Consider the following 17,986-nt stretch of genomic DNA (forward strand, 5'->3'; position numbering starts at 1 on the left):
CTCAGACTAGAGTCAATTCATGCGAGAAATCATTCTTATATCCTTTTTAGGACCGGACCAACCAAACCAGTTTACCCGATTAATGCAAGTACTATCCGTACATTCATTGCAAATACTGGATGTAGGTCAGGCCGTTATTCATAATCAACTGACATTGGGCATCGTGGTCGCTTCAGATAATGAAACTGCGACAGCGTTGGCAATGAAAGAGATTTTGATTTTAGCACATGATATTGGCTTAACAGTGCGCTTTAAACCAATCTCGGGCGCAGAATACGATCAATGGGTAAGTGAAGGTGGGCGAACCCGTTATATCGTCACGGCTTTGGCACCAGAGCTTACTGCTGCACACTTACAAGCCGTTACACAAATTGTGTCTAGCCAAGGCTTTAACATCGAAACTGTAACTCGTTTATCAGGTCGTGTAGACATTGAAAAGGACAGTACATTGCCTCGTCGCGCTTGTGTACAGTTCGGTTTAAGCAGTGGTCCAACTTTAGATGCACAAGCAATGCGTGCTGCATGTTTACTTCTTTCCAGCGAATTAAATATTGATGTTGCTGTTCAAGAAGACAACGCTTATCGACGTAACCGTCGTTTAGTGTGCTTCGATATGGACTCAACCTTAATTGAGCAAGAAGTGATTGATGAATTAGCGATTGAAGCAGGGGTAGGCGCACAAGTTGCTGAAATTACTGAAAGAGCAATGCAAGGCGAACTTGATTTCCAGCAAAGCTTCCGCGCCCGTGTTGCATTATTAAAAGGGCTTGATGCTGCTGTTTTACCTAAAATTGCTGAGCGTTTAACCATTACCGAAGGTGCAGAACGCCTTATTTCAACGTTAAAAGCACTTGGATATAAAACGGCTATTTTATCTGGCGGTTTCCAATACTTTGCTGAATATCTACAAGGTAAATTAGGTATTGATGAAGTTCATGCCAACGTTTTAGACGTACAAGATGGCGTTGTAACTGGTGAAGTAAAAGGTGTAATTGTTGATGGCGCACGTAAAGCTGAATTATTACGTGAGCTTGCCAACAAACTTGATATTTCATTAGAGCAGGCAATGGCTGTCGGTGATGGCGCAAATGATTTACCAATGCTTGCGATTGCCGGACTTGGCGTAGCGTATCGTGCTAAACCGCTTGTTCGCCAAAATGCGAATCAGGCGATTTCAAGCGTTGGTTTAGATGGTGTACTGTATTTACTCGGTATGCATGACAAAGATTTGAACCGTGCTTAAATAATTCTGAACAATCATTAAGCGCTGCTCAAGAGTAGCGCTTTTTTTATGCAGAATAGTCATAAAAACAAGCAAGTTATGACAAAATTATGCACAGAAAAAAGGCAATAAAAAAAACTGAAAAAAACTTATTTTCAGGCAAAAAAACAGCATAGTTTTTTGTAATGACACGCCAGAATTGATGCCATATAGGACGTAGAACTTTTTGAAATTTAGAAAAATGTAATGACAAAAGAATGTTGCGACAAAGTGTGTCGCATCGACAAATAACAGGTCTTTTTTTCTAAAAAAAAACATCCATAATGCTTTCTAAGCTTCAACACAAATCATGAATTAAAGTTGTTTTTGGAATGAGGTCTGAAGATCAGACCGAATGTTTTTAGACGTTTTCATTAAGACGGAGGTTTCTATGGTAACAGCGAATTTTGCCGCTATCGCCGGATTCAGCTTAATTGCTGTCGCGCTTGTTGCTGTTTTCTTTTCTCCTTACCGTCGTTGGCTTGGTTTTATGCTTGCAGGGATGTTTTTTTGGGGGCTATTGGAAGTGGTCCGTTTTGGAGTTCAAGTCACTTTTGAAATGCCAGTCACATATAGTTATTTAACTGCACTAAGTCTAGCGATGGTAATGGTCACATTTGTTTTATTACGTGAGGATAAACAGGCACAAAAGGCTTTGGCAAATCGCCAATATATAGAACATACGCCAGTATATGAAGATGACCAACAGCAATGTTCTAGCCGATAATTAAAGTCTTATCTAACGCTAAAAAGGTATGCACAGCATGCCTTTTTTATTTACGAAAACATGATTTTTATTATACAAAGCATTTATTAAAAAATAGCCAGTTATGCTACGATAGCGTGGTCTGTTGACGTTTCATATATAGATTGCGTTGCCAATTAGAATATCATCAGTCGATGCACAAAACAGTCAAAGGGAAGCCCTTGTCGAGTTTTGCCCCAAGATTTTCATAAAAATACAATAGGCGTGAATGTTCATGAAACTTTCTTCTATACCTGTAGTTAAGTTACCACTTGTTGATGTTAGTACAGACCCGTTAGATTTATTGGTAGCAGGTTTGGCACTTCGTATGAAACAGTTGGCACGTACAAGTCCTAAGTTTATTGAACTAGTTCATGACCGTGCATTCCGTATTCAAATTGGTACTGACTTAGGTGTTGCTCGCCAAATTATTATTAACCATGGTCACATCGACACAGTCGCGGGTTCACCTGAAAAAGCTGACTTTATTTTGCAATTTGCAGATAGTGAACAAGGTGTAAAAACATTATTAAAAGGCGATCCAACTGCATTTATGACAGGTATGCAAAATGGTAGCATTAAAATGGAAGGCGATTTCAGCTTGCTTGTTTGGTTTAACCAAGCAGCTAAACTCATTCCACCAAAATTACCAAAACCAGTAAAAGAGAAAGTACGTCAGGCACGTGCTTTTATTAAAGAAAAAACTGGTCGTTAAGATCTAATAAAAAAACTCCCAATCGGGAGTTTTTTTATATTTATACTTCAACTTCTAGATTGAAAGTGACTGGCCCATCATTTATGAGATGTACTTTCATGTCGGCTGCAAAAATGCCTGTTTGAACTTTTTCAAATTGTGAACGGGTATATTCAACCAACTGTTCATAGAGTGCTTTTGCATCGCTCGGTGGCATAGCTGGACCAAAGTCGGGACGTAAACCTTTTTGGGTTTGGGCCATCAGGGTGAATTGGGAAACAAGCAGAATCCCACCATTTGCCTGAGAGACGTTCCAGCCCATTTTGCCTTGTTCATCATCAAAAATACGATATTTCAAAATTTTATCGATAAGCTTTTGACCCATGGCGAAGGTATCATCTCGGCCTATTCCTAAAAAAACCAATAAGCCATGCTGGATTTCGCCGGTCGTTTCACCGTCTACGACCACTTTAGCTTCAAGAACTCGTTGTATTAAAGCGCGCATTGTTAGAGAGGGTTTCTGCAATTGTTTGAATTGATGCAGTTTAGCAGAAATTAATTTAAATGATTTTTAAAAGGAAATTTCATGGAGTTGCAACAATGGTATAAAAGCCCATAATTCATCTATAAAAATATGCTTTAATGCAAAGAAGCAAGCGAATAATCATTGACTATGTCTCCAATTATCCATTCTTTACTTGATACAGACTTGTACAAATTTACGATGCTACAAGTGGTTTTGCACAAATTTCCGCAAACTCATAGCGTCTATCATTTTCGTTGCAGAAACTTAGAAGATACGGTTTATCCATTAGTGGATATTTTGGATGACTTAAATGAGCAACTCGACCATTTATGTAATCTCAAATATAAAGAAGATGAATTGCAATACTTAAGAAAATTGCGTTTTATTAAAAGTGATTTTGTCGATTATTTAGAATTATTCCAACTCAAACGTCGTTTTATTGAAGCCAGTATAGATGCTGAAGGCCGTCTAGATATTCGTATTGAGGGGCCGATGGTTCAGGCCATGATGTTCGAGATTTTTGTGCTGGCGATTGTAAACGAGTTATATTTTAGCCGCATTCGAACAGATGAAGTTTGGGCCGAGGGCGAACGCCGTTTAAAAGCAAAACTCGAATTAATTCAGCAATACGAAAAATCTCAACAGCCGAATGATCCTCCATTTTTAGTTTCCGACTTTGGTACACGCCGTCGCTATAGCTTTGAATGGCAAAAACATGTGGTGGCTGCATTTCATAAAACTGTCCCACATGTGTTCCGCGGTACAAGTAATGTCTTGCTTGCTAAAGAATTAAATATCACGCCAATTGGAACTATGGCGCACGAATTCCTACAAGCGTTTCAGGCCCTTGATGTGCGCTTACGTGACTTTCAAAAAGCTGCTTTAGAAACATGGGTACAAGAGTACCGTGGAGACTTAGGAATTGCTTTGACTGATGTTGTTGGAATGGATGCTTTCCTAAGAGATTTTGACTTGTATTTTGCTAAACTGTTTGATGGCTTACGTCATGACAGTGGTGACCCATATGAGTGGGGCGATAAAGCCTACGCGCATTATCGTAAGTTAAAAATTGATACTAAAACCAAAATGCTCACCTTTAGTGATGGACTCAATTTGCCAAAGGCATGGGAGCTTCACCAATACTTTAAAGATCGTTTTCAGGTAAGTTTCGGTATTGGAACCAATTTGACCAACGATATGGGGCAAACAGCGCTCAATATTGTGTTGAAACTGGTTGAGTGTAATGGTCAGTCGGTTGCCAAAATTTCGGATAGCCCAGGAAAGACCATGACCGACAACGATACGTTCTTGGCCTATTTGCGTCAGGTTTTCCAAATTGAAGAGCTTGATGAAGCTGTTTAATGACAATGTCGTTTGACGACTTGGCAAAGACTCGTTGCTTAAGAATGTTTATATCTGATTTTTTGCTAAACGGTAGCAGAAAATCAGAGTTTGATAGATATAAGCTTATGCTAAGATGAAATTAAGCTGGTATAAAAAGTAACCATGACGATGACCCCTCCTGATTTTAAACTTGATTTACTCATAGAAGCCGAAGAGCTAGTGCCTTATTTAGGCAATGAATATATCCGTATCGTGGATTTGAGCCGTGCATCTGTTTATGAGCAACTTCATATTCCACATGCAATTCATTTACAGCCTAAATGGTTGGTGGCTCAACATGAAGAAGCCACTGGCATCTTGCCTGATGAATCTGGCTTACAAGCGTTGATTGAAAAATTGAATATTTCACCAAATCATCACGTTGTGGTCTATGACGATGAAGGCGGGGCATGGGCTGGGCGTTTAATCTGGAATTTACATTGCTTAGGATTTACGCGTACCAGTTTAATTAATGGTGGTATTCATGCATGGTTAGGAGCAGGCTTACCCACAACGGCAGAAGTCGAAAAAGTTTCTCCTGTTGCCGATTTAATTCAAATTGATTTATCGCATGCTGCTCAGTACCGAGTGAACTATGAGGAACTAAGAAAGCAAGTCGAGCAAGAAAGTATTCAGTTATGGGACTGTAGAACAATTGATGAATATAGTGGTATCCGCTTAGCAGCGCGACGCGGTGGTCACATTCCAAATGCCCTTCATTTTGAGTGGAGTACTGCACTTAATCGTCAAAATCATCTAAAATTGCATCCGCTTGAACGCACGCGGCAGCGCCTTGAACAACTTGGGTTCGATTTACAGCAACCTGTAGTCGTGTACTGCCAGTCACATCACCGTTCCGGTCTGGCCTACATTTTGGCTAGACTTTTGGGTTGGGAAGCAAAAGCCTATGATGGTGCGTGGAGTGAATGGGGCAATCGCCTCGATAGTCCTATTATTACTGGAGAATCACCGTCGTGAGTTTCACATCTCGATTAAAAAAAGAATTATTTATTAAGGCACAAAATCTTGTTCCTCAACATCAATTGAGCCGTGTAGTGGGTAAAGTTGCTGCGAGTGAAAATCCAGTTATAAAAACTGCTGTTATTCAAGCATTTAAAACTAAGTATGGGATTGATTTATCGATTGCTGAACAAGGCAATGCACTGAAATATAAATCTTTTAATGACTTTTTTACCCGCGCTTTAAAAGATGGCGTACGTTTGATCGACGAAAATGCAGATAGCATTGTTTCACCAGCAGATGGCGCTATTTCACAAATTGGTAAAATTACTGCTGGCGAAGTTTTTCAGGCAAAAGGCCAAAGCTTCTCTGTAGAGAAACTCATTGGCGACCCACAACTTGCTCAACCTTTCCAAGAAGGTGAGTTTGCAACAGTTTACCTCTCGCCACGCGACTATCACCGTGTTCATATGCCATTTGCAGGTACATTAACTGAAACGTTGTATGTACCGGGTGAGCTATTTTCAGTAAATCAGGTGACCGCTGAAAATGTACCGGGATTATTTGCCCGTAATGAACGCATGGTGTGTTTGTTTGATACTGAACTTGGACGTATGGCTGTTGTTTTAGTCGGCGCTATGATTGTTGCTGGTATTGAAACTGTAGCAACAGGCAAGGTAAAGCCTTCAGGTCGTATCGAATTACAACATCATCAGTTAAAGCTAGAAAAAGGTGCTGAGCTTGGCCGTTTTTATTTAGGTTCTACTGCGGTTATCTTACTTGAAAAAGATAAGGTCGAGTGGGAAAAGCGTTTTAAAGCTGAGTCTGTTGTTGTGATGGGCGAACGCATGGGTCATACAGTTTAATAAGCTATATAACTTATATAAAATATGAACCCTGAATAAAGTTATTCAGGGTTTTTAAATTTAAGTGATGTAAAAATATAATATATTATTATGTTCTTGTTTATATTATTTTAAAATAATATTATTAAGTGGTCTAAATTAGGACATTATATGCACTAGACATATTTATATATGATTGAAATGATCAATAATATTTAACGTTAGTAAATAGAAGTGAAAATAGATATTTGATTTAGACTTAAGTCGTACTTTTAATTTTATTTGAAGATAAGTGTTTAAATCTAAAAAATTATTTATTTTTTTATAAACATTAAATTCCTTTTACATATTATAAAAAATTAGCTTTGGCATAATGTTTGCTAACTATTCAGGACTTTACTCTAACTTTCATATATTTAGGTTCTGAAATCATGTTAAATGTTAAACAGCTGACAGCTTCGGTTTTATCTGTACTTTGCATTTCACTCACTCATGCAGATGATTTTAAAGTTTTAAATCAAATTTCAAAACAGCCTACTCAAATTCAAACTGGAGAATATAAAGGTAATTATTATGTTCCTTCTACTTTAAATACGATTACATGGGGATATTTACCAAATCGAGATGCTAAACCTGTGCTTACTGTTCCGTCGGGTAGTGTTGTGACGTTTGATACGGTTTCTCATGAAGGTTTGCTTGAAGACCAAGGGCGTAATGCTGAAAAGTTCTTTAAATCGAAAGGTGTAAAATCTAATGAAATATTGGAAGAAGCAAAAACAATTACGCAGTCAAATTTAAAGCATGATTTTCATAAAGATGGGCCACATATTGTGACAGGTCCTGTTGCAATTGAAGGCGCACACCCCGGCGATATTTTAAAAGTTGAAGTACTTAAAGTTGAGCCGCGTGTACCTTACGGTGTTATTTCAAATAGACATGGTAAAGGTGCTTTAGTGGGTGAGTTTCCTAAGAAAGCAAAGCAAGAAAATGCATCGGCTGAACATCCTGAACGTTATGGAAATGTATCGATTTTCACTCCAATTGAAAAAAATGCTAAAGGTGAGTACGAAGGTGTATTAAAAACAGAATCGGGTAAATCAATACGTTTCCCGCTGTATCCTTTTATGGGAATTATGGGGGTAGCAGCCAATACGTCTGAACCTGTTCACTCTGTACCACCTGCAATGTATGGCGGAAATATTGATATTAATGAACTAGGTGCAGGTTCAACAGCCTATTATCCTGTTCAAGTCAAAGGCGCATTATTCTATACGGGTGATAGCCATTTCGCACAAGGGGATGGTGAAGTCGCATTAACTGCACTCGAAGCTTCAGCACGTGCAACACTAAAATTTACCTTGCTTAAAGCTGGTAAAGACAAAATACCGGGCAAAGAGCTAAAACAACCTTTAGCTGAAAATGCTGAGTTTTGGATTACGCCGGGACTTGACGAAGATCTAGATGAGGCGATGAGGAAATCTACACGTGAAGCCATCCGTTTCTTAAACCAAGAATATGGTATTGATGAAGCGACGGCATATGCGTATTTAAGTGCTGCAACAGATTTTGAAGTTTCACAAGTTGTAGATAAAACTAAAGGTATTCACGCAAAAATCAGAAAAGCTGATTTTAAAGAGTTTGAGAGCAAATAATTATATGATCTGTGCTTGGTATTTAATATTTTAAATATCAAGCTAAATCTCATTTTAACTTTTAATAAGTTTTATATATTTTATAGTTGAGTATAATAAGTCTCACATATATTTATTACTATAAAATCTAATGAACTTACTTCCGAACGTCTCACTATATCTTGCTGCGATATTAACATTCTGTGCTGCATTACTTCATTTTATTTGTGTGTTCTGGGGAGCAAATGGTTTTCGGTTTTTAGGGGCTGGAAAAAGTATTGTCCAGATGGTTGAAAGAGGTGATTGGTATCCGAATTTTATGGCAATTTCGGTTGGTTTTATTCTTTGTATTTTTTCTTTTTATGCTTTTTGTGCAGCAAGTGGCTTTATCAGTTTGCCGTTTGAAAAAATTATTATTTCTCTCGTTGCGATTATATTTATTTTGCGTGGTTTGGCATTTCCGTGGTTAAAGGCTAGATTTAGTGGGAATAGTGATCTATTTTGGTATATAAGTTCTTTCATTTGCCTCTTGTTGGGTTCGTTATATGCAATAGGGGCATATTTTTTATAAGTTCAACTTGAATTGATTAGAAAGTAGAGGAGTAATCCCTTGATTAAAAAAAGTAATTCGTTTTTTAAAATTTTATTTAGTAGTGCTTGTTTAGTGTCTGGCTCTGCTATGGCTGCGTCAATTACAGATTTGAACAAGCAAATTGTGAACGATAAACCAGGTTCAATACTGTCTATAGCACAGCAAGATGTAACGAATTTATTTCCTCACGCCGATCAGCGTTTGTTAATAAATTATCGTAGTCGAGGTGTGAACGGTGAACCTATCGTTACCTCAGCATTTATTTTACTACCGAAAGGAACACCACCTAAAAATGGCTGGCCTATACTTGCTTGGGCACATGGTACGACAGGAGTTGCTGACACCTGCGCACCTTCGGGTGACTATGTAGGTGGCCCAGTTCATTCATATCAAGAAGTTGCTTCTAAAGCTTTAGATAGTTGGCTTGCACGAGGCTACGCAGTTGTTGCACCTGATTATCAGGGTTTAGGTACACCGGGTGGACATCCTTATATGAATGCAAAAAGCCAACTGCATACGGTGGTCGATGCCGTACGAGCATTACATGTGCTGAAGCCAAAAGATTTCAATAAACAGTGGTTAGTCATGGGACATAGCCAAGGTGGGGCTGCGGCAATTGCAGTATCTGCTTATGGCCAAAAAGATGCGCCTGAACTGGATTTAAAAGGAGCGCTTGCGCTTGCGCCAGGCGGTTATCAATATGAAGGTATTGCAGAATATGTGAAAACTAATCCGAACCCAGAACCTAGTGTGGCTGCTTTTTTCCCGATTGTATTATTAGGCGCACAAGCAGCTGAACCAAGCATTGTTCCTGAAAACTTAGTCAGTCCTGAAATGAACGCTGTGCTGACTCAAGGACGTAGCCGCTGTTTATCTGAACTTCAATCTGATTTGAAGAAATCTCCTTCGAGCATATTTAAAGCTGATGCAGACTTAAAACCTCTTTTGGCTTATCTAAAACAGCAGTCCATTGAAAATATGGTGCCGACTGTACCGTTAATGATCGTGCAGGGTTCTAAAGACCATTTAGTTGACCCGAGAGGAACATATGCTTATTACCAACAGTTATGTAAATTAAAAAAACCAACGATTTATCAAACGATTGATGGTGGAGATCATCGAGATGCACTGCGTCAAAGTAATACTTTCGCTACCAACTTCTTAAACGTTATAGAGAAAAATCAGATCAAGTCGTATTGCTCGACTTCTAAATAGACAGAGTGTGATTTTCACAAAAAAGCCGACTTTCATGAGTCGGCTTTTTATATGTGAGGGGTAATTTTAGGTCATGTTATATAGTCTTTCTTTTGGAAAAACTGCGGTAAATGTTGACCCTTCATTTTCTTTAGATTGCACGTCTAAATAAGCGCCGTGTTGCATCAGCACGTGTTTTACAATCGCCAAACCTAAACCCGTTCCACCTGTTTGACGACTACGGTCGCTGTCTACACGGTAAAAGCGCTCAGTCAGCCGCGGCAAATGTTTTGGGTTAATTCCGATGCCCGTGTCTTGTACGCTAAAGTAAGCATGTTCACCATCGTCGTGCCAACCAATGGTAATCGTTCCACCTTTTGGTGTGTACTTAATGGCATTGGTAATTAAGTTACTAAACGCACTGGCAATTTCCATGTCGGAACCAATGAGGTCACAGTGACTATCAATATGTAAATTGAGCGTGTGTCCATAATCGGCATTGTAAGCCTGAGCATCATCAAAGAGTTGATTCATTAAACTCGGCATTTCAATAATCTGATTTTTTGCAATTTTTTTGTTGTTTTCTAAATTCGATAACAGCAATAAATCATTCACTAACGCATTCATACGTTTGGTTTGTGATTGCATTTGATCAAATGCACGTTTCCAGCGTGGGCTAATATCTTCTTGGTCGGTAAATGTTTCGATATAGCCGCTCAGTACAGTTAATGGAGTACGTAGTTCATGCGAAATATTGTCGACGAAGTCTTTACGCATTTGCTCAAGGTTATGCATACGAGTCACGTCATAAGCGACAAGTAAGCGGCTTTCACCACCAAACCGTGTGAGTTTGACTTGCACATAACGATCATCATCAAAGTTGGAATGTAGCTTAATGCCGTCAGGTGCCTGATCAATGTTGTTAAAATATTCAATAAAAGTAGGCTGGCGCAAAATCGTTAATAAGTTGCGACCACGGTCGAGTGGGCTAATACCCAATAAACGCTCTGCGGCAGGGTTCCACCATTCAATTTGATGTTGATCATCAATGAGTACAACGGCTTCAGCTAGCGCAACTAAAGAGGATTGAGCGCGGTCAATCAGCCCAACCATTTCGGCCTGAACAATTCGTTCCTGACGCTGAGCACGATACACATTAAACAATAATGCCCCCCAAATTCCACTTAAGTTGGGAGGAACATCGTAAGGATTATTGGCAATCCAATCATTGACCAAATATAAAGAACGTAACTGGAGTGCAAAAAACACCACGAAGGCGATAAAAATACAGCTCCAGAAATACCCAACCCCTAAACCGACTAAACCCGCAATAATCAGGAAAAATAATAAAAGCCGTAAATCTTGTTTAGCAAACGTCCATAAACTACTGTAACGAGAAAGTTTTTGTTCACGTACCTGTTCAGGGACGGGGTAGGGTTCATACATAAATTTTGGTTAACCTGCGGCTAAATCTGCACGTGTTGAGAAACGATAACCTGTACCACGTACTGTCTGAACAAATCGGTCAACACCAAAAGGTTCTAGGACTTTACGTAAACGACGAATATGTACATCGATGGTACGATCTTCGATGTATACATTACCGCCCCATACCTGATCGAGCAACTGTGCACGTGTATATGCACGCTCTGGATGGGTCATAAAAAATGCAAGCAAGCGATATTCAGTTGGTCCCATATCTAAAATGCTGTTGCCAAAGCTTACACGCTGGCTTACAGGATCAAGAATTAAACCATTGGCATCAATTGTTTTTTCACCGCTTAATGCATTTGCACGACGTAGAACTGCTTTAATACGAGAAACCAGTTCACGTGTTGAAAATGGCTTAGTCATATAGTCGTCTGCACCAGCATCTAGACCTTGTACTTTGTGGTCTTCTTCTCCGCGAGCGGTGAGCATAATGACTGGAATTTCTGCTAAGTTTTCATCGCGTTTTAAGCGGCGGCATAAGTCGACACCACTCACCCCTCCAGGTAACATCCAATCGAGCAAGATAAGCGCCGGACGTTGGTCGACGATAATTTGATGAGCCTGTTTAGCATCTTCAGCCTGTAAACATTGAAAGCCTGCCATGTCCAAAGAAGTATGGATCATTTCACGAATAGGAAGCTCATCATCGACAATTAAAATGTAGTCATCTTTCACAGCGTAATACCTTGTAGATTTTAACGGTGAACCGTTTTGTAGTTATGACAGGCTTATTACAAAGATTAATTATGACAATTTCATTGCAGAAAAGTCTATAAAATCGAATTTAGCAATAATTTGTGACAAAAATACGGCAAGCACATGACCGAATGATGACAGGAAAACATAAATTTTCTTAAAATCATTCAAGGTGTTACCAGTTTGCTTTCCTATAGGTTTCTTAGGTCAAAGTCGTGTCAAAAAACTTTAATATTATTTTGAAACTTGTGCCAATAAAGATAAGAAAACAATACGGCAAGCTGTCAAAACTTGCTCCAGAGACTGCTCAAAGCCTCCCATCACCCAGCGAATCGCAATTTGTGTCACGTATCCGTTTAAGCCAGTTGCGATTAAAGATAGCTCATTTTCCTTATGCTGTATTTGCGGCATGGTCAGCATAACGAACGCTTGGATCATACGGTCAAACTGAGCAAGGGTTTCCTGAATGGTGGCCTGATTATGTAATTCCTGAACCAGAACTGCGTCAACATAGACAATACGGGCTAAACGAGGATCTTCTTTTAAGGTGGTCAGCAGTGCTCTTAAGCCTGCATCGACCATTTTTTCTGGATCGGGTGCCGCCTTAATCACAGCTTGCATTAAGTTTTGCTGTAACTCTTCAATCATTTTTAAAAAGATGGTCTGGAATAAGTCCTCACTCTTTTTAAAAGATTCATAAAAATAGCGTTCGGTGAGTTTTGCTTCTTGGCAGACATCCTTTACCGTCACTGAAAAAAAGCCAAGGGTTCCATAAGTCGCAATACCCGCTTCAATGAGTTTTTCACGGCGTGCTTCTTTACGCTCAGAAAGAGATAACCCTTTGAACTGACGTTCTTTACTCACAGTTTTTGTTTTCTTTTTACTGGTTGAGTCGTTTGTCGCCATAAATAAATGGTTTCCTGATTTATCGGTTTTTCGGCAAATATGAGGCCTATGATAAAGCGGTCAGCAGAATTGTGCCAATCTATCTGAAATTACAGTGTACTATATTGACAATGATTATTGTCAAAATTATATTAAAAGAGTCTAAAATGCACATGCAATGAACCGGTTGTGCAAATCGAAAAACAAAGGATGGACAATGAAAAATTTTAAAAACAAAGTCGCTGCAATCACGGGCGCAGGTTCTGGCATTGGGCAACAATTAGCAATTCTCTTGGCGAAACAAGGCTGCCATCTTTCGTTAAGTGACATTAATGAAAAGGGTTTAGAGAAAACTGTTGAGCTATTAAAACCCTACAGTAATATTACTGTAACAACCAAAAAGTTAGACGTTTCTGACCGCGAAGCAGTAAAGCAGTGGGCACAGGAAACCGTGCAAGATCATGGCTCTGTTAATCTCATTTTTAACAATGCTGGGGTTGCTTTAGGTTCAACTGTAGAAGGCGCAACCTACGAAGATTTAGAGTGGATTGTTGGAATTAACTTTTGGGGCGTGGTTTACGGGACCAAAGAATTTTTACCATTTATTAAGCAAACTCAAGATGGTCACATTATCAATATTTCCAGCTTATTCGGTTTAACAGCTCAGCCAACTCAGTCTGGTTATAACGCGACTAAATTTGCTGTGCGTGGTTTTACCGAATCGTTACGTCAAGAGTTAGATATTGAAAAAAGTGGCGTGAGTTCTTTGTGCGTACATCCGGGCGGTATTCGTACCAACATTGCGAAAGCTGCAAAAATGAGCGATAGCTTGAACACTTTGGGTATGGATCCGACAAAATCGATTCAAAATTTTGACAAGTTATTGCGTACCCCACCAGAAGAAGCGGCTCGTCAAATTTTGGATGCAGTTTTGAAAAATAAGCGTCGTTTACTCATTGGTAGTGATGCAAAAATTCTGGATGCATTCCAACGTTTATTCCCGACAGGGTACCAACGTGCTTCAACCATTGTGACCAAATTAATGAAATAACTTTTAATGTAAAAAAGCCATCATTTGATGGCTTTTTTTATAAGGCTTAATGCATTCTAAATAAGAACTTTGATCTTCTTTTTCTTCCAAATAAACTGATAATACAAGCCTTGAACAATACAGAGGCTGACAAATGCCAAGGCATAAGCAAACCAAATCCCTTTAAGTCCCCACATTGAGCTAAACCAGTAAGCACATGGAATTTCAATAAATAAAATAGCCGATATGTTTAATAGCATTGGGGCTGTTACGGTACCACTAGCACGCATGATGGATGCAAAAATGGCACCTGCACCAAAGAACAAAATTGCCCAAAGTACAATAAATAAAAGTTGCTGCCCTAACACCACCACAGTTGGGTCGGTAATGAATAAAGCCATTAAATATTTTGAAAATAGATAGCCCAGTGCGATTAGGGTACCTGTAAATAAAAAGTTCATACCTAGAGCCGTGCGGGTAACACGTGCAAGTAGGTCTGATTTACCTGCACCAATGGCTTGTGCTGCAAAAATTGAAGCTGCAATTGAGATTGATAAAGCAGGAAACTGAATATAGTTGAGTACTTGGTTCACAGCACCATATGCAGCTGTCGCATGAGCGCCAAAACGGTTGACTAAACCTACAATCACGAGTCCTGCCATAGAGGTGGTAATCATTTGAATACCAGTTGGCACACCTAGGCGCAAAATGATTTTGCTTAAGTCTGGGTTATGACGAATATGCTGCAAAAGTTGGCGGTTCGGTCGAAGCGGATGCTTTTTCTTGTTTAGGTAAATTGCCAGAAAAATTAGAATCGCAATATAACTAATAATAGACGCTATAGCCGGTGCAATAATACCGAGAGCAGGAAAACCAAAATAACCCTTAAGCAATATAGGGGTAATAATTACGCCAATTACACTAGTTAAAGCAAGTGCCAGTAAAGGTGTCGTACTGTCACCTACACCGCGTAAAATAGAGGTATAGATAATATAGACAAAGAGAAGTGGACTACCTGCCAACATCCACTGCACATAAGGCAACGAGAGATGCATGACCTTTGGGTCGGTGCCTAAAATCTCTAAAATATCATGGGCAAAAAACACACCAATAATTGCGGTAATGATACCGCCAATAATGGTCATAAACAGAGTAGACCCTACGACACTTTGAACTTTTTCTATATCCTGCGCACCCCATGCTTGCCCGACTAAAATAGTCGTACCCGTTGAAATTCCGATAATAAAAGCCAGCAGTAAAAACAAAATGGGGAAATATACAGAAACTGCGGCAATTGCATCGACCCCCATCATTTGGCCAACAAAAATGGTGTTAATGGTGCCGGACAAGTTCTGCAAAATATTGGTTGCAATGAGTGGCAATAAGAAAACAAAAAATGTTTTCCATAGATTTTGCTGATGAATTAAAGACTGTCTTGGTGGCATGTATTCTCCATCGCCCATCTCTTTGATGAGCGGGGCAGATATTCAACTTAGCATATTTAGAGGAAATTTCTTGTAGTGTTTTGCTATGCTAAGTTTCTAAATTTATTAACATTCATTCAAGATTTCTCCTGCTTTTTGCAATGTTTCATCATTTTTAGCAAAGCAGAAACGAATGAGGCGTAAAGACTCAGGCGCTTGTTGGTAAAACACCGAAACTGGAATGGCCACAATTTTATGTTGCTCGGCAAGAAACTGGCACATTTCAACATCGTTTAAATCGGGTCTAATCTGGCTGTAGTCAAGGTTTTGGAAATAAGTGCCTTGAGACGGTTTAAGTAAAAAACGGCTATTGTGAATTGCCTGATTAAATCGATCCCGCTTAGTTTGATAAAACTGTGAAAGTTCCCGAATATGTTCTGGATGTTGCTGCATATATTGCGCTAGGGCAATCTGACAAGGTGTCGTGCCACAGAAATTCGCATATTGGTAAATCTGACGGAATAAACGCATTAATTCAGGTGAAGCCACACAGTAACCTGTTTTCCAACCTGTCACATGAAAGGTTTTCCCAAAAGAACCAATCACAAAACTACGTTCTCTAAGCTCTGGAAAATGCAAGGCACTAAAGTGTTGCTGACCGTCAAAAACTAAGTGTTCATACACTTCATCAGATAAAACCACGATATTTTTATCTCGAATCAGTTCAATAAGCTCTAACCAGTCTTGTTCTTCCCAGATGGTGCCAGTTGGATTGTGGGGCGTGTTCACCACAATCATACGGGTTTTGTCATTGACCAGATCTTTAACTTGCTGCCAGTCAACCTTAAAGTCAGGTGCTTGCAGAGCAATATGAACAGCTTTACCACCTGCTAGTTGAACAGAAGGGCCGTAGCTGTCATAACTCGGGTCAAAAATAATCACTTCATCACCTGTGTTGATGCAGGCTTGTATGGCACAGAAAATAGCGATGGTCGCGCCAGGTGTAATCGTGATTTGTGTGACAGGTTCAAGTTGAAGTTGGTCGCGCTGTTGAAACTGTAAAGCAAGCTGTTCACGCAGAGCGAGAATGCCATCACCTGGTGGGTACTGATTATGTCCAGCCAAAGTTGCCTGTGAGAGGGCTTCGAGCAAAGCAGGAGGTGCAGGAAAGTCAGGGAAACCTTGTGAAAGGTTAAGTGCACCCAAACGCTGTGCCATTGCCGTCATGGTACTAAAAATAGTGACCCCTTGTGCGGGCAATTTTGACTGAAGCTGTAGCATGTTGTTCTCTTAAAGAAATGATTAGGGTTATAAAATCGATTCAATTGCTGCGCGGATTACACCTAGAGTTAAACCGATAAATGCGCCAACTACAACGCCGTTTACGCGAATCATGTGTAAGTCGCCACCGACTTCATTTTCAATTTTTCCAATCATTTCACGTGAGTCCCATTCATGAATGCGTTCACTCACATAGCGTATGATTTTATGGCTATATTGATCGGTAAAAGTCAGTGCAAGCCCTGTCATTTCTTTGTTGAGAACTTCACGTACTTTGGTATTTTGAACAAGGTTTTCACCGAGTTGCTGGATTGCTGCACGTAGGTTCATTGCAATGCCAGAGTCTTCTTTCATTAAATCTTCTTTAATGGCATCACATAAAATTGTGACAGCACCGCTAATGAAGTTTAGGACTTGAGGACTATCTAACAGTGCATCTTTACCGCTATTTAGACGTTGGCTCGCAACACTATCTGGTTTTGCCAGCTCAAGCATGAGAGAGTGAGCAACAGTTTCAATTTCTTGCCGCCATGGGTGTTCAGGGTCAGCTAGCATTGATTCTACTTTTTCAATCAGTGAGTCGATCGTGCGCTGCTGAACATCAATACCAATCCAGCTTGCACCCTTTGCCAGTGACCAGACACCCAGCGCTTTAAACATTTTTCGGGTCAATTCACGGGTTTTATCAGGGTTTTGTACGACCCACTCATGCGCGATATCGAGACCACGCTGCAATACGTCTTGGTGGAAGTCATTTTCCAAGACTGCACGTAACATTTCGCTGGCAAGTTTATTGACTTGTGTATTGCGTACCCATTGCACGCTGTTGTTTTGCACAAAATTGGCAATTTGCTCTTGGCTCACAAATTCAAAAATTTTCGGTACCGTTTGTTGAATGAGCTGTACCACTTGTGTGTTGTTTTGTGGGCTTGCTAGCCATTGACCAATGGCAAGACTTAGGTCGGTTTTTTCTAAGCTTCGTTCAACCACTTGAGGTGACAGGAAGTTTTCCTGCACAAATCGACCCATTGACTCTGCAATACGAGCCTTATTGCGCGGAATAATTTCGGTATGATCGCGCAAAAATTTAGGGATAGGAAGCTTACCAAATGGGTTGCGAAACAGAACGGTAATGGCATACCAGTCTGCGAGTCCACCCACTACGCCAGCTTCCGCACCTAACATTAAAATATGAATTAAGTTGCTGTACTCTGGCAAAAAGCGATTGGCAACCAATAACCCAATCCACAACACTACAACAATAACCAGCGCCATCGTCGCAAAGTATTTGCTGCGCTTCAGATTGGGTGCATGGTGTACTTCTTCTGCCATATTCATACGGTCATCC

The 17,986-nt window shown here is 39.8% G+C and carries 17 protein-coding genes; 10 read left to right on the top strand and 7 right to left on the bottom strand.

Features of this window, described 5'->3' with window-relative positions; translation table 11 throughout:
- The first annotated feature begins 19 nt into the window (after positions 1–19).
- The 3 genes from serB (at position 20) to I8T81_RS00490 (ending at position 2,721) form a co-directional block, all read left to right on the top strand.
- The gene (gene serB, locus I8T81_RS00480) at positions 20–1,243 is read left to right on the top strand and encodes a phosphoserine phosphatase SerB (protein ID WP_004704817.1); all 1,224 of its coding nucleotides are present in this window, start codon (positions 20–22) and stop codon (positions 1,241–1,243) included.
- A 409-nt stretch (positions 1,244–1,652) separates the two neighbouring features.
- Positions 1,653–1,988 (top strand): ciprofloxacin tolerance protein AciT, encoded by a 336-nt coding sequence (gene aciT / locus I8T81_RS00485; RefSeq protein WP_004704819.1) that lies wholly within the window; start codon positions 1,653–1,655, stop codon positions 1,986–1,988.
- 253 nt (positions 1,989–2,241) lie between these two features.
- A complete protein-coding gene (locus I8T81_RS00490) occupies positions 2,242–2,721 on the top strand; it encodes a hypothetical protein (protein WP_019458571.1) in 480 nt (159 codons plus the stop codon).
- A 40-nt stretch (positions 2,722–2,761) separates the two neighbouring features.
- On the opposite strand, the gene dtd is transcribed toward I8T81_RS00490, so the two are convergent.
- The gene (gene dtd / locus I8T81_RS00495) at positions 2,762–3,205 is read right to left on the bottom strand and encodes a D-aminoacyl-tRNA deacylase (RefSeq protein WP_198071892.1); all 444 of its coding nucleotides are present in this window, start codon (positions 3,203–3,205) and stop codon (positions 2,762–2,764) included.
- Between the two features lie 168 nt (positions 3,206–3,373).
- Here dtd and pncB point away from each other — a divergent pair, with 168 nt between their 5' ends.
- The 6 genes from pncB (at position 3,374) to I8T81_RS00525 (ending at position 9,852) form a co-directional block, all read left to right on the top strand.
- Positions 3,374–4,588, top strand: a complete 1,215-nt coding sequence (gene pncB / locus I8T81_RS00500; protein WP_191103242.1) for a nicotinate phosphoribosyltransferase — start codon at positions 3,374–3,376, stop codon at positions 4,586–4,588.
- Between the two features lie 150 nt (positions 4,589–4,738).
- Positions 4,739–5,587: a sulfurtransferase gene (locus I8T81_RS00505; RefSeq protein WP_049065132.1), complete on the top strand. Its 849-nt coding sequence runs from the start codon at positions 4,739–4,741 to the stop codon at positions 5,585–5,587.
- The gene (gene asd / locus I8T81_RS00510) at positions 5,584–6,435 is read left to right on the top strand and encodes an archaetidylserine decarboxylase (protein WP_198071893.1); all 852 of its coding nucleotides are present in this window, start codon (positions 5,584–5,586) and stop codon (positions 6,433–6,435) included. The genes I8T81_RS00505 and asd overlap by 4 nt, the downstream gene beginning before the upstream one ends.
- Before the next feature lie 410 nt (positions 6,436–6,845).
- Positions 6,846–8,066 (top strand): acetamidase/formamidase family protein, encoded by a 1,221-nt coding sequence (locus I8T81_RS00515; RefSeq protein ID WP_198071894.1) that lies wholly within the window; start codon positions 6,846–6,848, stop codon positions 8,064–8,066.
- A 130-nt stretch (positions 8,067–8,196) separates the two neighbouring features.
- Entirely contained in the window at positions 8,197–8,616 is a 420-nt protein-coding gene (locus I8T81_RS00520) for a hypothetical protein (protein WP_068934998.1), read from the top strand.
- Positions 8,617–8,655: 39 nt separating this feature from the next.
- Entirely contained in the window at positions 8,656–9,852 is a 1,197-nt protein-coding gene (locus tag I8T81_RS00525; protein WP_198071895.1) for an alpha/beta fold hydrolase, read from the top strand.
- A 66-nt stretch (positions 9,853–9,918) separates the two neighbouring features.
- Here I8T81_RS00525 and phoR read toward each other — a convergent pair whose 3' ends face one another.
- The 3 genes from phoR to I8T81_RS00540 form a co-directional block, all read right to left on the bottom strand.
- A complete protein-coding gene (gene phoR / locus I8T81_RS00530; RefSeq protein ID WP_049066296.1) occupies positions 9,919–11,277 on the bottom strand; it encodes a phosphate regulon sensor histidine kinase PhoR in 1,359 nt (452 codons plus the stop codon).
- 9 nt (positions 11,278–11,286) lie between these two features.
- A complete protein-coding gene (phoB, locus tag I8T81_RS00535; protein WP_000650776.1) occupies positions 11,287–11,997 on the bottom strand; it encodes a phosphate regulon transcriptional regulator PhoB in 711 nt (236 codons plus the stop codon).
- 255 nt (positions 11,998–12,252) lie between these two features.
- Complete coding sequence (locus I8T81_RS00540; protein ID WP_198071896.1) at positions 12,253–12,924, bottom strand: TetR/AcrR family transcriptional regulator; 672 nt, start codon at positions 12,922–12,924, stop codon at positions 12,253–12,255.
- Between the two features lie 196 nt (positions 12,925–13,120).
- Between I8T81_RS00540 and I8T81_RS00545 the strand changes: the two genes are divergently transcribed.
- Complete coding sequence (locus I8T81_RS00545) at positions 13,121–13,954, top strand: SDR family NAD(P)-dependent oxidoreductase (protein ID WP_198071897.1); 834 nt, start codon at positions 13,121–13,123, stop codon at positions 13,952–13,954.
- Positions 13,955–14,010: 56 nt separating this feature from the next.
- Here the strand turns inward: I8T81_RS00545 and I8T81_RS00550 are convergent, their stop codons facing one another.
- From I8T81_RS00550 to I8T81_RS00560, 3 genes are all read right to left on the bottom strand, one after another.
- On the bottom strand, positions 14,011–15,378 hold the full coding sequence (locus I8T81_RS00550) for an MATE family efflux transporter (protein WP_198071898.1): 1,368 nt from the start codon (positions 15,376–15,378) through the stop codon (positions 14,011–14,013).
- A 105-nt stretch (positions 15,379–15,483) separates the two neighbouring features.
- On the bottom strand, positions 15,484–16,638 hold the full coding sequence (locus tag I8T81_RS00555) for a pyridoxal phosphate-dependent aminotransferase (RefSeq protein WP_198071899.1): 1,155 nt from the start codon (positions 16,636–16,638) through the stop codon (positions 15,484–15,486).
- 27 nt (positions 16,639–16,665) lie between these two features.
- Positions 16,666–17,976: a DUF445 domain-containing protein gene (locus tag I8T81_RS00560; RefSeq protein ID WP_198071900.1), complete on the bottom strand. Its 1,311-nt coding sequence runs from the start codon at positions 17,974–17,976 to the stop codon at positions 16,666–16,668.
- Between the last annotated feature and the right edge of the window lie 10 nt (positions 17,977–17,986).

Source organism: Acinetobacter seifertii, from assembly GCF_016064815.1.
GTDB classification, from domain to species: domain Bacteria; phylum Pseudomonadota; class Gammaproteobacteria; order Pseudomonadales; family Moraxellaceae; genus Acinetobacter; species Acinetobacter seifertii.

Excerpts from the sequence above, each read along its gene's own strand:
- I8T81_RS00490 (WP_019458571.1), top strand. The coding sequence starts at position 2,242 with ATGAAACTTTCTTCTATACCTGTAGTTAAGTTACCACTTGTTGATGTT.
- I8T81_RS00515 (WP_198071894.1), top strand. The coding sequence starts at position 6,846 with ATGTTAAATGTTAAACAGCTGACAGCTTCGGTTTTATCTGTACTTTGC.
- I8T81_RS00505 (WP_049065132.1), top strand. The coding sequence starts at position 4,739 with ATGACCCCTCCTGATTTTAAACTTGATTTACTCATAGAAGCCGAAGAG.
- dtd (WP_198071892.1), bottom strand. The coding sequence starts at position 3,205 with ATGCGCGCTTTAATACAACGAGTTCTTGAAGCTAAAGTGGTCGTAGAC.
- I8T81_RS00560 (WP_198071900.1), bottom strand. The coding sequence starts at position 17,976 with ATGAATATGGCAGAAGAAGTACACCATGCACCCAATCTGAAGCGCAGC.
- aciT (WP_004704819.1), top strand. The coding sequence starts at position 1,653 with ATGGTAACAGCGAATTTTGCCGCTATCGCCGGATTCAGCTTAATTGCT.
- I8T81_RS00520 (WP_068934998.1), top strand. The coding sequence starts at position 8,197 with ATGAACTTACTTCCGAACGTCTCACTATATCTTGCTGCGATATTAACA.
- pncB (WP_191103242.1), top strand. The coding sequence starts at position 3,374 with ATGTCTCCAATTATCCATTCTTTACTTGATACAGACTTGTACAAATTT.
- phoR (WP_049066296.1), bottom strand. The coding sequence starts at position 11,277 with ATGTATGAACCCTACCCCGTCCCTGAACAGGTACGTGAACAAAAACTT.
- I8T81_RS00545 (WP_198071897.1), top strand. The coding sequence starts at position 13,121 with ATGAAAAATTTTAAAAACAAAGTCGCTGCAATCACGGGCGCAGGTTCT.
- I8T81_RS00540 (WP_198071896.1), bottom strand. The coding sequence starts at position 12,924 with ATGGCGACAAACGACTCAACCAGTAAAAAGAAAACAAAAACTGTGAGT.
- I8T81_RS00550 (WP_198071898.1), bottom strand. The coding sequence starts at position 15,378 with ATGCCACCAAGACAGTCTTTAATTCATCAGCAAAATCTATGGAAAACA.
- I8T81_RS00555 (WP_198071899.1), bottom strand. The coding sequence starts at position 16,638 with ATGCTACAGCTTCAGTCAAAATTGCCCGCACAAGGGGTCACTATTTTT.
- serB (WP_004704817.1), top strand. The coding sequence starts at position 20 with ATGCGAGAAATCATTCTTATATCCTTTTTAGGACCGGACCAACCAAAC.